The organism is Arthrobacter sp. T2-23, assembly GCF_055398325.1.
On the sequence record NZ_AP027917.1, the window covers coordinates 1,299,596 to 1,314,339 of the forward strand.

Consider the following 14,744-nt stretch of genomic DNA (forward strand, 5'->3'; position numbering starts at 1 on the left):
CAGGTGACTTTATTTACATACCCAACTGGCTCGCAATAGTTCGGCGTCGGCGCCCGAACCGGAGGGTCAGCAGCTGGAAGGGGCGCAGCTCAAGCGCCGCGGACCCAGCCCGGGTCGTCACCCCCGGTGCATCCACGGGCCGCTCCAGGAGATCCACGGTGAGCACTCCCGTGGCGTCGAAATTGGCGGAAACCGTGCCGGATGAGCGCTCCCCGAGGGATTCGTAGAGCCTCACGATTACGTCGCCCGAGCCGTCCTCCGCGAGTTTGACCGCCTCGACCACGAGGGCGGGATTGGAGACCGTGAACAGCGGCTCCACCCCGCGGGCACCCCTGACGACGCGCGGTGCGAGGTTGGTGCGGTAGCCCTCCTCGACGGCGTCGGCAATCCCGGCGCCGGGCCGGACGGTGACCGTCAGCTCGTGCGGACCACGGTCGGCGTTCGGGTCTGGGAACTTGGGTCCCCGCAGCAGCGAGACCCGGACCGTTGTGGTGGTGCCGCCGTCGTCCTCTCGGACGGCGCGGGTGACATCGTGGCCGTAGCTGGCGGCGTTGGAAACCGCGACGCCGTAGCCGGGCTCTGCCACGTGGATCCAGCGGTGCGCACAGATCTCGAATTTGGCCGCCTCCCACGAGGTGTTGAGGTGGGTGGGCCGGAAGACGTGGCCGAACTGCGTTTCCGAGGCGGAGCGGTCGGCCCGGAGGTCGAACGCGAAACCAAGCTTGAGCAGTTTCTCGCGTTCCTGCCAGTCCACCGCGGTGGTGATAGCCAGCGAGGACGCACCGGGCTCCAGCAGGATCCGCTGGGTCACGGCGGAGGCGCCGGCCAGCCGCTCCACCACGACGGCGGCGGCGTCGCCAAGGTGTTCCAGGGTCACGGAGCGTGCCTCGGTCAGCGCTGTGACGTTGCGGCGGTAGAACGCGTCAATGTCCCAGGCGTCCCATTCGTTGGGCGTGTCCCGGTGCAGTTCGAGGAGGTTGCCGAACTGGCCCGGGGCGATCGCTTCGCGTCCGCTGCCGTAGTCCTTGAGCGACACCAGGAGGCCGTCGGCGTTCACCTCGGCGCGGATAATCCCGTTATCCAGCACATAGCCGCCGCCGGCCGCCGCGGACCGAACGGGCGCGGCCGTGCTGACGGGGACGCCGGCGGCGAGGGCCGCCACACCGTGACGGGCGTGCGGGGCGGCGTTGAGCAGGAACTCCTGTCCTCCCTCCCCCAGGATGGCGCGGGCGGCCCCGGCGATGATCGCCTCCAGGTCGCGGGCGACGGCGTCGTAGTTCCGCTCGGCGTCCTGGTGCACCCAGGCAATCGAGCTGCCCGGCAGGATGTCATGGAATTGCTGCAGCAGCACCAGCCGCCAGAGCCGCTTGAGCTCTCCCGCCGGGTAGCGGGTGCCGGCACGGACGGCAGCCGTGGCGCACCACAGCTCGGCTTCCCGCAGCAGGTGCTCGCTGCGCCGGTTGCCCCGTTTGGTGTTGGCCTGGCTGGTGTACGTGCCGCGGTGCAGTTCGAGGTACATTTCGCCCACCCAGACGGGAAGACCCGGATATTCCGCTTCGGCGGCGGCGAAGAAGTCCGCGGCCGCGCCGAGCCGAACCCGCGGGGAGCCCTCCAGGTCCGCGGTGCGCCGTGCCGCAGCCAGCATTTCACGGGTGGGTCCGCCGCCGCCGTCGCCGTAGCCGAAGGGCAGCAGGGACATGGTGCCGCGTCCGTGGTCCCGGTAGTTGCGCTCCGCGTGGGCGAGCTCGCGGCCGCTGATTTCGGCGCTGTAGGTGTCCACCGGGGGGAAGTGGGTGAAGATCCGGGTGCCGTCGATCCCTTCCCAGTTGAAGGTGTGGTGCGGCATCCGGTTGACCTGGTTCCAGGAGATCTTTTGGGTCAGGAACCAGCGGCTCCCGGCGGCCTTGACGATCTGTGGCAGCGCGGCTGAGTAGCCGAAGGTGTCCGGCAGCCAGGCCTCCCTGCACTCGACGCCGAACTCGGCAAGGAAGAAGCTCTTTCCCTCCACGAACTGGCGGGCCATGGCTTCGCCGCCGGGCATGTTGCTGTCCGACTCGACCCACATGCCGCCCACCGGGACGAACTGGCCGGTCTTGGTCTTTTCCCGGATGCGCTCGAAGAGCTCCGGGTAGAACTCCTTGATCCAGGCGAGCTGCTGCGCCGAGGAGCAGGAGAACACGAACCCGGGGTCCTCGTCCATCAGCGCCACCACATTGGAGAAGGTCCGCGCGCATTTCCGGATGGTTTCCCGGACCGGCCACAGCCACGCGGAGTCGATGTGCGCGTGGCCGGTGGCGAGGAGGTGGTGGGCCGAGGCGTAGGCCGGCCGGGCCAGCACGTCGGCGAGCGCGGCCCGGCCGACGGCAGCCGTGCCCGCCACGTCGTCCGGGTCCATGACGTCCAGCATCCGTTCAAGGGCGCGGAGGATCTCGTGCCGGCGCGGCAACTCCATCGGCAGTTCGTGCATCAGCCCGCTGAGGGTCCAGATGTCCTGCTGCAGCTCCCACACGGCCTGGTTGAGCTCGGCGATGACGATCGGGCCCAGCCGGTACAGCGGCTCGGACCCGGCGGTCGCCTTGTCGCCGTAGGGGGTCGCCGCGAAGGTCCAGCCCTGGGACAGGTCCGGGTTGGCCGCCGCCTCGACGTAGAAGTCCACGGACATCCCGCTGCCCAGCAGCTTCAAGGGAATGTACTGGTTGCGCGGGGAGATCGCCTTGATCACGGTGCCGTCGGCCCGCCAGGCGGTGCCCTCGCATTGGAACCCCGGAAGGTCGCCGCTGAAGCCCAGGTCCACGAGGATTTCCACGCAGGTGTCCGCCGCACTGCCCCAGGAATCGGGGACCTCGCCCTGGAGCCGCAGCCACTTGGTGCTCCAGGGCCTCCCCCAGGCCTCCCCCTGCTCCTGCGGCGTGAACTGCTGCCGCACCGCCTCGAGCGCCGGGACGGGTTCGCCCGGGGCGTCCCAACTGCTCAGCGTGAGGGGCGCGCTGCGCGGGTAGACCGCGGGGATGATGCGTTCGCGCAGAAAGCGGTCCAGCCGGACTTCCGTGAGACGGCGGTCGTCGTGCAATGTGATCCTCTTCGCGCTGGTGCCGGTGGTTCGTGCGGGGTCGAGACGTGTGTCCAGTCGATGGATAAAAATCTACGTCGGCCGCCGCGGTTAAGCCAACGCGCCCTAGTCGGTGCCCTCCGGGGAGGACACGCGTTCGTGGCCCGCGTAGACGTTGAGCGTGGTGCCACGGCTGAACCCCGCGAGCGTCATTCCGCTGGCCTCGGCGAGTTCCACTGCCAGGCTGGAGGGGGCACTGACGGCGGCCAGAACCGGGATCCCGGCCAGCGAAGCCTTCTGCACCAGTTCAAAGGACGCCCGGCCCGACACTTGGAGCACGGTGCCGCTCAAGGGCAGCAGGCCTTCCCGCAGCGCCCAGCCCACGACCTTGTCCACCGCGTTGTGGCGGCCCACGTCTTCCCGCAGGCAGAGCAACTCGGCGGAACCGTCGTCGGAAATCCGGAAAAGTCCCGCGGCGTGGACGCCGCCGGTGACGTCGAAGACGGCCTGGGCTTCCCGCAGCCGGTCCGGCAACGAGGCGAGTGTCTCCACGGGCACGGTCAGCGGGTCGTCGGCGGGGTGGAAGTGCGAGGACTTACGCACGGCATCGATCGAGTCGGTGCCGCAGATCCCGCAGGAGCTGGAGGTGAAAAAGTTGCGCCCGGTGTCCGGCCGGACGACGTTGGGGCGCAGCTGCGCCTCCACAACGTTGAACGTCTGGACGCCGTCCTCATCCTCGCCGGCGCAGAACCGCAGGGAGACGAGTTGCTCCGGCGTCCAGATGACGCCCTCGGAAACCAGGAAACCGGCGACGAGGTCGAAGTCGCTGCCTGGCGTCCGCATGGTGACCGAGTAGGAGAGGCTGCCCAGCCGGATCTCGAGTGGCTCCTCGACGGCCAGCACGTCCTCCCGGTGCCGGACCGGGAACTCCAGCGCCTGCGGCGAGCCGTCCAGGACAAATTTGTGCACCTTGCGGCGCTGTGTCACGCGGCCCATTCGATACTCCTCATCAGCATTGCATTCGGGGTCGGCCGCCGGCGGCGGCACGCCCCTGGATCAATCATGAACTCAGCCCGCGCCTCAGCCAAGCAGTCCGCTCCAGTCCACCGGGCCGTCCGCGGCCGGCTTCCGGGCGGCACGCTTCGTGGCCGGCTTGGCGGGCGCCTTTGCCGGGGCGGGTTCCGGCAGCGCCGCGCCCCACGGCAGGGCAAACGCCGGCACCGGTTCGCCCAGCTGCACGCCGTGCGGCGGGACCACCAGGACACCGTCGGCCGCGGCCAGCCCGCGCATCATGCCCGGACCGGTGTGCTGCGCCGGCGACGCCATCCCGTAGACCATGCGGAACGGCATCAGCCGGGTCCGGCCGGGGTCGGGATCGATCATGGTTCCGCACGGTACCTCGGTCACCGCAGGCGGCGCACCATGGCCCAGGGCGGCCAACAGCGGGGCGCCGAGGGTGGACAGCGCCATCATGGCGGCGAGCGGATTTCCCGGCAGACCGATGATGAAGCGCCCGTCCGGCAGTTCCGCGAGTACGGCCGGGTGGCCCGGGCGCATGGCGATCCCGTCGACCAGCAGCCTGCCGCCCAGTTCCGCGACCGTGCGCCGGAGATGGTCGGTGCCGGAACGGCCCGTGCCGCCGGTGGTGATGACGACGTCGGCCGGCAGCGGTTCCGCGGCGTCGCCGGCGGCCGCGCCGGCCTGCGCCGCCGGGGCGTCGGTGTCTTCAAGGGCGGCGAGCCAGTCGGCGTCGGCGTCGCCGATCTTGACCGCACCGGCGAAGATCCCGCCGAGCATTTCCACGACTGCGGCCAGCTGCGGTCCGAAGGTGTCCCGCACCTCGCCCGGTTCGGGGACGCCGCTGCTGACGACCTCGGAGCCGGTGAGCACGAGCCGGACCACGGGCTTGCCCAGGACCGGCAGCTCGTCGTGTCCGGCGAGGGCTGCCAGGGCCAGGTGCGCGGGATTAAGGACGGCGCCAGCCTTGATGAGCACCTCACCGGCGGCGGCTTCCTGCCCGGCGTTGCGGATGTGGTCGCCGTTGCGCGGTTCCCCGGGCTTGGCCCCGCCGCCGAGTTTCACGACCGGCAGCCCGTCCTCGTCCGGGGCGATGACGCCGCTCTCACTGCGGAGCACGGCTTTCGCGCCGGCCGGGATCAGTCCGCCGGTGACGATCGGGCTGGCCTGGTGCGGGGCCAGCCGCTGCCCGGGCTCGGCGAGGATCCAGGGGCCGCTGCCGTTGACGGCCCAGCCGTCCATCGCGGAGGAGGCGTAGTGCGGCATGTCATGCAGGGCTCTCAGGTCCTCGGCCAGGGTCCGGCCCAGCGCATGCCGGAGCGGCACCGGTGCGGCCGGGATGGGGGTGGCACAGTCGAAGGCCAACTGCCGCGCCTCCTGCCAGCCGTGTGCAAGGTGCCGGTGGGGAGCCTCGGTGGAATCTCCGGGGGCTCGGTCGTCGGTGACCGAGGCGGCGGCGTCGGCATGCCGCGTGGGCAGCGGATCGTCGGGGCCGGTGCTGCTGTGGGGCGGCTCAGGCGTCATGCCCCGGGAGCCTCGGCGGCGGCGTATTCCTTCGCGAGTTTCCGTGCCACGCCCATCGCGGCCTGCATCGACACACTGTCCGCGGCCTGGCCTGAACCCGAGGCCAGGCCGGCGGCGAAGCCAGCGATGAAGGTGGTCAGCGGCGCGGCGGGGCGGACGATGGAGTGCGCCGCCACGCCGGCCAGTCCCAGCACTTCATTGATGTCGATTTCGACGTCGTCGAGCTCCAGGGCCTGGAGCAGCGCGCGGCACCAGTCTTCCAGTGTTTCATCCTGGCTTTTCACCGTTTGCCTCCAAAGTCGAATTCGGCCGCCCCGTCCCGGACCGGCCCGGGCCGGGGTCTGAAACCCCCAGCGCGGAAGCGTCATCCCAGGTGTCCACGTCGTCGGTGGAACCCGGCGGAACCGGAACCTTCCGCAGTTCAAGACTAGCAAGCAGGGCAAAGATGGAAGCCCCCTCAAGGGCGTTCCGCCGGGCCGCGTCGTCGACGGCGCGTTGTAGCGCAGCTGTGCGATATAGCCCGGCGAGGGGTTGGGGGCGTCCGTCCGACGAAACTGCCATGACCCCGTCGCCGGCCGGGACTCCCGTGTGGCCTTCCTCCCCTGCAGCCAGCAGGGTGCCGACGGCGGCGGCGATTCGCGGCATGTCGCAGGCGAGCACCAGGGTCAGGGCTGCGGGGCTGTTCCCGGCCTGCTCCCCCGCCCCGGCCAGGGCGTCGAGTCCGGCAGCGATCGCGGCGGCAGGTCCGGCGAACGGGGGTTCCTCGCGGCAGCCCAGCACCTCCGGCGGGAGGCCGCCCAGCTGCGGACCGACCACCACGGTCCGGCGGGCCCCACGGACTGCCGCGAGGGTGAGTTCCAGCAAGGTGGAGCCGTCAACTGCCAGTTGAGCCTTAGGCACGCCGCCGAGCCGGGAGGACCTGCCCCCGGCGAGGATCACGGCGTCGAATTCCACTCGCCCAGCCTAGCCGCAGCGGCCGGCACAGAGTGCAAGCGTGCGCCGTTCAGTGCGCCTTTTCGGGGAGCAGGAACGGGTCCCACGCCGGGGCCGGCTTCTCCAGTTCCTTGATCTGCCAGATGGTGCCTTTCGGTGGACCCGGGACGAAGCCGAGTTTCCAGCCCATTTCCGCGGGCGTGTGGTCCCCCTTGGCGTTGTTGCAGCGCAGGCAGGCGGCGACAAGGTTCTCCCATGAATCCGCGCCGCCCCGGGACTTGGGCTGGACGTGGTCGATGGTGTGTGCAGCCTTGCCGCAGTAGGCGCAGCGGTGATTGTCCCGGCGGAGCACTCCCCTGCGGCTGACCGCCGTCATGGTGTTGTATCGGGGCCTGATGTACCTGTTCAACAGGATCACCGAAGGGCGGCCGAGGATGTCCTGCGGGCCCACCACGGGATCGTCGCCTTCGGCCACCACGCTGGCCTTCCCCGTCAGCACAAGGACCAACGCCCGGCGGAAGGTGACTACCGCCAGCGGTTCATATCCAGCATTCAGAACGAGAGTGCGCATCCGCATACCTCTTCACGGCCGCACCCGCCAGGGGCACGAGGGCCGGCTGCCCTGTGCATGGTCGGGCTATGGATCGACACCACAAGAGTAAACACCGGGAGGCCGGATTACCGAATTTTTCTTATCCCTGGCCCCCACGGCACGGCCCAGCGGCGGTCCGCCAACGCAAAGGACCCCTGCCGCGGGGCAGGGGTCCTTCACAATGCTTCCGGCGTCGCCGGGATTCAGTCCTAGCCGCCGACGCGGATGAAGACCGGGCCGGAGCCTACGTTGACGCTGTAGAGCGCGGTGGTTCCGCCGTTCCAGCCGCCGTGGACGGCCATGCCGTTGCCGACGTAAACAGCGATGTGGGCCATGCCCATGCCGCCGTTCTGGTAGTAGGCGAGGTCGCCCGGCTGAGCCTCAGCGGCGCTCACGGTGCGGCCCAGGGACAGGTAACCTGCCGGCCAGCCGTGGTAGTTGATGCCCACTGCGGCCAGCGCGTTGGTCGCCAGCATGGTGCAGTCCTGGGAGACGCCGATCTGCGCGTAGGCAGCTGCGGCGATCGAAGCGCCCATGCCGCTGACAGCAGCCGGAGCCTTCGTGGCCAGGGAAGCCGTCACGGCGGTGCCGGTGGAAGCAGCAGCTTCCTTGACCTGGACGACCGGCTTGGGTGCCTCGACCGGGGCCGGTGCGGTGGTGACAGCAGGCTTCTCGTAGGAGATCGCGATGCTGGAGGCCGCTGAGATCGTGGCCGGTGCGGTGGACTGTACTTCCGTGGCGGAAGCAGAAGTCGATTCGCGCTGAACGTTGGTCTCGGCAGCGTTGGCTGCGATACCGCTGGTCAGTACCAGGCCGGAGGCTGCAGCGATAACCGCGGCCTGGCGACCCATACCACCGGCGTTGTCGCCGACGGCCTTAGCAATGACAGCCAGCGAGTTGGTCTTGGTGACCTCCGCGCGGTGGCGTGCAATGGTTGCACGAGTAGTCATTCAGTTCTCTCTTTCGTGATCCTTTTGTCCGCGCTGTTGCAGGCGGGACTGAGGACGCTCCGGCATCTTGGGGGTACGCCGGATCGCCCCGAAACGGGTTTCTTTAGCGAAGGGTGTACTGCGAAGACGCGCCAAAAGCGGGAACTGCGTTGTGAGATCCAGTCCGGGCGCCGGCAAGGGCCGCGCGGAGCATGGAGTTCAGCGGGCTCAAGTGAGCCTCGCCAGCGCGAGAACGCGCAGCATTGTGGCGTGAAGACACGAAAGTAGCCTCTCCCAATGCCTACGAGGTGAGCTGTCGGATTCGGATGGGAGTCACCCGGCCGCGCCGCTTCCTGGGAAGCTTTGCGACTTAACCCCAAGGTCTTCTTGCGAAGACCAAAATTGGTTCCCCCGCCCCTGCCAGACGATGTCATGCGAACGGACCTTGAGCGGTGGCAGAGTTAGGCAATCCACTCAAGAGCGCCAACTTCGGTGAAGTTGGCGTGCTTCATACGGTACAGCAGTTAGGACTCAATGTCACATTCAGATCACGGCGTGTCACGGAAATGCGAGTGGTCCCTCGGGTCGGTCTAAAGCCAGCCCAGCGGATCAACGACTTCTCCGTTGACCATCACCTCGAAGTGGAGGTGGCAGCCGGTGGAGGCGCCGGTGGTTCCGCTCATCGCCACCACATCGCCGCGGGAAACCTGCTGGCCCACGCGGACGTTTGAGGACGACAAGTGGTTGTACGTGGTCTCCAGGCCGTTGCCATGGTCGATCACGACGCGGTTGCCGCCCCCGTAGGGGTGCCAACCGGTAAAGGTTACGGTGCCGCTGGCCGCGGCGTGCACGGGGGTGCCGCACTGGGCGGCGTAGTCCTGGCCGCGGTGGAATTCGCCCACGGCCCCCGTGATGGGACTGATCCGGTAGCCGAACGGCGAGGCGGTCACCATCACGTCCAGCGGTGCCCCCAGGCTGCCGGCTGAGGCGGCCCGGGTAATCGTGCTGGCGGACTGGGCACTGAGCAGCTGCTTGAGCTTGCCGTCCGGGTCGCCCTTGGTGGTGATAGCCGTGCGGTTGAAGTCGATCTGGGCCGCTGAGGCCTTGACCTCGGGCTGGGCTGCGGCCGAAACAGAGCCGGTCTTTGCCGCGTCGTTGGCCATGACCGGGCCAGTGGCCGGGACGCTGATGGTGAGGACCAGTCCAGTGGCCGCCAGGGCGATGCCTGCCTTTTGCCCGACGCCGCTGACGGCGGCGAAGTCTGTCATCTGGCGGAACGCGCTGCGCCGGCCGCGGCGTTCAACGCGATGCGCGTCACGCGGGCGCTCGGCGGTCACGACGGCGGCCGGGCGCGGCTCCGGAGCGGGACCGGTCGCACGACGGCGGCCCCTGACGGTCTGGGTGGTCAAGTACGGTTCCTCTCTGGATAGCCTGCGAAGTTAGCTGTCGGATTCGGGTCAGAGAGATCAAAGACCCGGTCCGCCGATGCAAGCATCCAGACAGAGGGACATCCAGGGAGGCCCTCGTAGAGTTTGCTTGCCGCTAGCGGACTTCACCCCAAGGCTGTTGGATCAACAGCCGGTTGTGGTTCCCCCGCCTCTGCCAGAAGGTGACTCGCCTACTGATCCGCTGGCAGAGCTCGGCTTCGGATCAGATAACGCTTTAGTATCAGTGCCAGTGCTCAACTATAGGGGATTAAGCCAAGCGGTAATAATTTCGTTATCTCGCCTGTGCACAACCCCTGGCCGGCCCCGCGGGCGCCCGCCCCGCGCTTAGCTACCCGAGAGTAACAAAGACGTGGGCTGCAACCTCGGGAGGCAGTTCCAAGGCGCCTTCAATGTCCGGGACCCGAACCGAGATGTACTCCCCCACGCGTTCCAGCGACACCCTTGCGCCGGGACGGATTCCGCCTTCGTCCAGCTGGACCAGCAGCTCCGGCTCCACCTGGATGGGCTCAGCCAGGCGGCTCACGGTGATCCGGGAGTCTGTGCCGTAGCCGGCCATGGCGTCGAGGAGGTTGACGACCCCGTCCGCGATGCCTGATTCGGGGAGCCCGCCAAGATCTGCCAGTCCGGGGATCGGGTTTCCGTAGGGGGACACGGTGGGGTGGTCCAGCATCTCAAATATGCGCCGCTCAACCCGCTCGCTCATCACGTGTTCCCAGCGGCAGGCTTCCTCGTGGACGTACGCCCAATCGAGTCCAATCACGTCGGCGAGCAGCCGCTCAGCGAGCCGGTGCTTGCGCATGACCTCGATCGCGCGCTTGCGGCCCGCTTCGGTCAGCTCCAGGTGCCGGTCGCCGGAAACCACCACCAGGCCGTCCCGCTCCATGCGGCCGACAGTCTGGGAAACGGTGGGGCCGGAATGGCGGAGCCGTTCGGCGATGCGGGCGCGGAGGGCGACGATGTTCTCTTCTTCAAGTTCCAAAATGGTCCGAAGATACATCTCGGTGGTATCAATCAGATCCGTCATTCAGCTCAGCTCCTCGAGCGCCGTCCTTGCGTCATTCCCACCGTACCGCGTGCGGGATGCGCCCCGGCGAGATCCGCCGTACGTCACCGCACAGCGTAGCCTATTTTGAATTACTCCGGATAATCCCGGACCCCCGACGGCGCCGCCCCACCGCGCCTGTCTCAATGACCGGACTATGACGGACGATTTTCCCGCCTGCCCGGGACCGTCGGGCAGAATAAGGGCAGGTCCCCGGCCGCAGCCCACGCACGATCCGCCCGGGCCACGCCACGCACCCAGCCGACAATTGGAGCCACTGTGAGCGACACCAGCATCACCATCCCCGCGAACCTCATGCCCAAGGACGGCCGGTTTGGCGCCGGCCCGTCGAAGGTCCGGCCGGAGCAAATCCAGGCCCTGTCCGCGGCGTCGGCGACGCTGCTGGGCACCTCGCACCGCCAGGCTCCGGTCAAGAACCTCGTGGGTTCGGTGCGCACCGGACTCAGCGACTTTTTCCGGGCCCCCGAAGGCTACGAGGTTATCCTCGGCGTCGGCGGGTCCACGGCGTTCTGGGACATTGCCAGCTTCGGCCTCGTAGAGAACAAGGCACAGCACCTCTCCTTCGGCGAGTTCGGCTCGAAGTTCGCCGCGGCCACCAACAAGGCGCCGTTCCTGGCCGAATCCTCGGTCATCACATCCGAGCCCGGCACCCGCCCCGAGGCCCGGGCCGAGGCCGGCGTCGACGCCTACGCCTGGCCGCAGAACGAGACCTCCACCGGCGTTGCCGCGCCGGTGCGGCGCGTGCCGGGTGCGGACGAGGGCTCGCTCGTACTGGTCGACGCCACGTCCGCGGCCGGCGGCCTGGATGTCGACGTCGCCGAGGCGGATGTGTACTACTTCGCCCCGCAGAAGAACTTCGCGTCCGACGGCGGACTGTGGCTGGGCCTGTTTTCCCCGGCTGCGCTGGAGCGCGCCGCCCGGATCAAGGCCAGCGGCCGCTGGGTCCCGGATTTCCTGGATCTGCAGACCGCCATCGACAACTCACGGCTCAACCAGACCTACAACACTCCGGCGCTGGCCACCCTGGTGACCCTCGACGCGCAGGTGCAGTGGCTCAACGCCAGCGGCGGCCTCGACTTCGCCGCCGCGCGGACCGCCGACTCGGCCGGCCGCATCTACCGCTGGGCCGAGGCCTCTTCCTATGCCACGCCCTTCGTGGCCCGGGCCGAGGACCGCTCCAACGTGATCGCCACGATCGACTTCGATGACTCCATTGATGCCTCGGCCGTCGCCAAGGTCCTGCGCGCCAACGGCATCGTGGATACCGAGCCGTACCGCAAGCTGGGCCGAAACCAGCTGCGCATCGCCACCTTCGTGGCGATCGAGCCCGACGACGTGTCCGCGCTCCTGGAATGCATCGACTTCGTCGTGGGCGAGCTCAAGCAGTAACCGCGGCGGTGTCCCCCGCGGGGACGCGTCAGCGGCCGACGGCGTCGCCGGGGGCTTCCCCCCGGTCGGCGCCGTCGGCGTTTTCCCCGGCGTTTGCCTCCCGCCCGGCGGCGCCGGTCGACGGGCTGCCCGGGATGACCCGGAAGTAGCGCAGTCCGCGGGCACGGCGGTTGAAGCCGATCCGGAGCTGCTTTGCCCGCACAATCCAGGCCATCCCGATCAGGGCCGCGGCGACTCCCGCGGCCGCCGCGACGCCCATGGACCAGCGTGCGCCGGCAACGTTCGCCACCCACCCCACGAACGGGGCCCCGATGGGGGTTCCGCCCATGAAGATCGCCATGTACAGCGCCATCACCCGGCCGCGCATCACCGGATCGGTGGTGGTCTGGACGTAGCCGTTGGCGCTGGTCATCATGGTGATCGCGAAGAGGCCGACCGGCACCAGCGCGACGCCGAACCAGAAGTAGTCCGGCGCCAGCGCGGCGAGCCCGGAGGCCAGGCCGAAGGCCCCGGCCGCCCCGAAAATCACACGCATCCGCGGCCGTCCCCGTCCGGCCGAGAGCAGGGCGCCGGCGACCGAACCGATCGCCATGATCGAATTCATCAGACCAAAGGCTCCGGCGTCCAGGCCGAACTCCGTGCCGACCATGGCCGCAATGAAGAGGACGAAGTTCAGTCCCAGGGTTCCCACGATGAAGACCGCCACGAGCACCACCACGATGTCCGGCCGGAAGCGCACGTAGCGCAGGCCCTCGCGGATCCGGCCCTTGCCGGCCGGAGCCCTGGGCAGCTGCCGCAAGGAGGCTGCCGGGATTTTGGCCAGGCTCAGGAGCAGGGCCAGGAACGTGACGGTGTTGACCAGGAACACCCAGCCGGGCCCGATGGCCACGGTGAGCAGGCCGGCGACGGCGGGCCCGATCATCCGCGCCACGTTGAATGAGGCGCTGTTGAGGGCGACGGCGTTGGGCAGGTAGTCGTCGCGTACCAGCTCGGAGACGAACGTCTGGCGCACGGGGGCGTCGAGGGCGGACACGACGCCCAGCAGGAGCGCAAAGATGTACACGTGCCAGAGCTGCGCGGCCCCGGAGAGCACCAGGACGCCGAGCGCCGCGCTCAGCAGTGCCATGGCGGACTGCGTCAGGACCAGCAGTTGCTTGCGGTCGAAGCGGTCGGCGACCAGTCCGGCCACGGGTGCGAGGAACAGCTGCGGTCCCAGTTGCAGGGCCATCGTGATGCCCATGGCTCCGGCGTCCTGCGCGCTCAGGTGGTCAAAGACCAGCCAGTCCTGCGCGGTGCGCTGCATCCAGGTCCCGATGTTGGAGACCAGCGCGCCGATGAACCAGATCCGGTAGTTCAGGATGTGCAGCGATTTGAAGGTGGACCTCATGTCCGAACCCTCTGCTGCCTTCCCCCGAACGGAGCCAAATCGCTAGTCGGCCTCGACGGTGGACTCGTCCTCCGCCGCCCCGGTATTGGCGTTGTCGTCGGGCGCTGAGTGCGCCTCCACGGCGTTCTCGTCGGCGGGCTGTTCCGTCGGGGCGCCACCGGTGGGGGCGGCATCGTCGTCCTGCTGCGCGTCCTCCGGGCGAACCCGTTCGGCCCACGGAACCCACTCCGGGGCCAGGATGGAATCCTCGGAGGGCAGCAGTCCCAGTTCGTCCACCGTGACGACCTTGGAGCGGGAGTTGCGCGTCAGCACCGCGTACCACTGCCAGCCACCGTAGCCGGGCAGTTTGGACTCGAAAAGGTGCGTGACCAGACGGTCGCCTTCGCTCTTGGCACCCAGATGCCGGCCGATCTGCTCCGCCGGAGCGATGCCCTCCACGGCCGTCCGTGCGGCGTCCACCGCGGCGGCCAGAAAGGCGTCGGGCTTGCCGGTGCGCCAGACGGGGACGCCACAGCGCGGCTTGGATCCTGCTTTGGCGCCGGCGGCCTTGGCGGCCGCACCGGCCGTCGCGGCGGCGTTCTGTTCAGGTTCCGGAGTCATCGCGGGCCCTTACGCGTCCAGCTCGTCGGCGACCTTACGAAGCGCGGCGGCAATGGCCTTGGCCTTGTTGCCTTCCGGGTACTTCCCCGCGGACAGTGTTCCGGAAAGGTTGTCCAGCACGCTGACCAGGTCCTGCACCAGCGGTGCGAGGTCCTTGGCACTGGGCCGCTTGGCCTTCGCGATGGACGGCGTCTTATCCAGCACCCGCAGGCCCAGGGCCTGGGCTCCCTTGCGGCCGTCTGCCACGCCAAACTCCACCCGGGTTCCGGCCTTGAGCTCCGTCACGCCTTCGGGCAGCGCCGACTTGGGCAGGAAGACCTCCTGGCCGTCTTCGCCTGCGAGGAATCCGAAGCCTTTTTCCTTGTCATACCACTTGACCTTGCCGGTGGGCACGTAATCAACCTTCTTCGTTCTGCGGGGGACGCGGCCGGCGGTCAGCGCATCCGCATGGATATGCGGGTTCAGGGTGTGACTGCCAGGTCCGAGTTGGTCTGTTCCTCCAAGGTTATCCTGCCTTGGCCACTTTGACGGTTTGAGGCGCGGGCTGGACCGGGCTGTTAGCGTTGCCTGCATGACACCTCAGCGTTTCCGGCGGCCCGTGTTGATCCTGGCGGCCGTCGTTGCGGCGCTCTCGCTGGCCGCCGTCGGAGCCGTGATGGCCATGGCGTTGAACAATACGGTGGCCCCGGTGTGGGTCACGTCCGTCGCCCTGTACGGGCTGCCCCTGGCGTTCCTGCTCATGCTGGCCCTCGTGATCGACGCCGTGGCCAGCCGTCGCCGGACACCAGGGCACGGCGAAAGGTAACGTTGGAC

At 68.7% G+C, this 14,744-nt stretch carries 14 protein-coding genes and 2 riboswitches; of the genes, 2 read left to right on the top strand and 12 right to left on the bottom strand.

From position 1 onward, the window contains the following. Window positions 1-13: 13 nt before the first annotated feature. From ACZ5Z0_RS05930 to ACZ5Z0_RS05970, 9 genes are all read right to left on the bottom strand, one after another. Window positions 14-3,070 carry an alpha-mannosidase gene (locus tag ACZ5Z0_RS05930; protein WP_464110298.1) on the bottom strand — a complete coding sequence of 1,019 codons (3,057 nt, stop codon included), beginning with the start codon at window positions 3,068-3,070 and terminating at the stop codon, window positions 14-16. A gap of 105 nt (window positions 3,071-3,175) precedes the next feature. Next, on the bottom strand, window positions 3,176-4,045 hold the full coding sequence (fdhD, locus tag ACZ5Z0_RS05935; RefSeq protein WP_464110299.1) for a formate dehydrogenase accessory sulfurtransferase FdhD: 870 nt from the start codon (window positions 4,043-4,045) through the stop codon (window positions 3,176-3,178). Window positions 4,046-4,129: 84 nt separating this feature from the next. Beyond that, complete coding sequence (locus ACZ5Z0_RS05940; protein WP_464110300.1) at window positions 4,130-5,590, bottom strand: molybdopterin molybdotransferase MoeA; 1,461 nt, start codon at window positions 5,588-5,590, stop codon at window positions 4,130-4,132. Continuing rightward, window positions 5,587-5,874 carry a DUF6457 domain-containing protein gene (locus ACZ5Z0_RS05945; RefSeq protein ID WP_464110301.1) on the bottom strand — a complete coding sequence of 96 codons (288 nt, stop codon included), beginning with the start codon at window positions 5,872-5,874 and terminating at the stop codon, window positions 5,587-5,589. The genes ACZ5Z0_RS05940 and ACZ5Z0_RS05945 overlap by 4 nt, the downstream gene beginning before the upstream one ends. Further along, complete coding sequence (mobA, locus tag ACZ5Z0_RS05950) at window positions 5,858-6,544, bottom strand: molybdenum cofactor guanylyltransferase (RefSeq protein WP_464110302.1); 687 nt, start codon at window positions 6,542-6,544, stop codon at window positions 5,858-5,860. Before mobA ends, ACZ5Z0_RS05945 begins: the two co-directional genes overlap by 17 nt. A gap of 49 nt (window positions 6,545-6,593) precedes the next feature. Next, window positions 6,594-7,094: an HNH endonuclease gene (locus tag ACZ5Z0_RS05955; protein ID WP_464110303.1), complete on the bottom strand. Its 501-nt coding sequence runs from the start codon at window positions 7,092-7,094 to the stop codon at window positions 6,594-6,596. A 230-nt stretch (window positions 7,095-7,324) separates the two neighbouring features. After that, window positions 7,325-8,065 carry an NlpC/P60 family protein gene (locus ACZ5Z0_RS05960; RefSeq protein ID WP_464110304.1) on the bottom strand — a complete coding sequence of 247 codons (741 nt, stop codon included), beginning with the start codon at window positions 8,063-8,065 and terminating at the stop codon, window positions 7,325-7,327. Window positions 8,066-8,328: 263 nt separating this feature from the next. Next, a riboswitch (cyclic di-AMP (ydaO/yuaA leader) is annotated at window positions 8,329-8,487 on the bottom strand. 147 nt (window positions 8,488-8,634) lie between these two features. Further along, window positions 8,635-9,453: a M23 family metallopeptidase gene (locus ACZ5Z0_RS05965; RefSeq protein ID WP_464110305.1), complete on the bottom strand. Its 819-nt coding sequence runs from the start codon at window positions 9,451-9,453 to the stop codon at window positions 8,635-8,637. Window positions 9,454-9,457: 4 nt separating this feature from the next. Beyond that, a riboswitch (cyclic di-AMP (ydaO/yuaA leader) is annotated at window positions 9,458-9,699 on the bottom strand. 121 nt (window positions 9,700-9,820) lie between these two features. After that, a complete protein-coding gene (locus tag ACZ5Z0_RS05970; RefSeq protein WP_464110306.1) occupies window positions 9,821-10,516 on the bottom strand; it encodes a metal-dependent transcriptional regulator in 696 nt (231 codons plus the stop codon). 297 nt (window positions 10,517-10,813) lie between these two features. Here ACZ5Z0_RS05970 and serC point away from each other — a divergent pair, with 297 nt between their 5' ends. Next, window positions 10,814-11,944, top strand: coding sequence for a phosphoserine transaminase (serC, locus tag ACZ5Z0_RS05975; protein WP_464110307.1), 1,131 nt, complete (start codon window positions 10,814-10,816; stop codon window positions 11,942-11,944). Between the two features lie 28 nt (window positions 11,945-11,972). On the opposite strand, the gene ACZ5Z0_RS05980 is transcribed toward serC, so the two are convergent. The 3 genes from ACZ5Z0_RS05980 to ACZ5Z0_RS05990 are packed head-to-tail and all read right to left on the bottom strand — an operon-like array spanning window position 11,973 to window position 14,324. Next, window positions 11,973-13,331, bottom strand: a complete 1,359-nt coding sequence (locus ACZ5Z0_RS05980) for an MFS transporter (protein WP_464110308.1) — start codon at window positions 13,329-13,331, stop codon at window positions 11,973-11,975. A 42-nt stretch (window positions 13,332-13,373) separates the two neighbouring features. Beyond that, window positions 13,374-13,931 (bottom strand): DUF3027 domain-containing protein, encoded by a 558-nt coding sequence (locus tag ACZ5Z0_RS05985; protein ID WP_464110309.1) that lies wholly within the window; start codon window positions 13,929-13,931, stop codon window positions 13,374-13,376. Window positions 13,932-13,940: 9 nt separating this feature from the next. Beyond that, complete coding sequence (locus tag ACZ5Z0_RS05990) at window positions 13,941-14,324, bottom strand: cold-shock protein (protein ID WP_138770163.1); 384 nt, start codon at window positions 14,322-14,324, stop codon at window positions 13,941-13,943. Between the two features lie 178 nt (window positions 14,325-14,502). Between ACZ5Z0_RS05990 and ACZ5Z0_RS05995 the strand changes: the two genes are divergently transcribed. Then, window positions 14,503-14,736 carry a hypothetical protein gene (locus tag ACZ5Z0_RS05995; protein WP_464110310.1) on the top strand — a complete coding sequence of 78 codons (234 nt, stop codon included), beginning with the start codon at window positions 14,503-14,505 and terminating at the stop codon, window positions 14,734-14,736. Window positions 14,737-14,744: the final 8 nt, after the last annotated feature.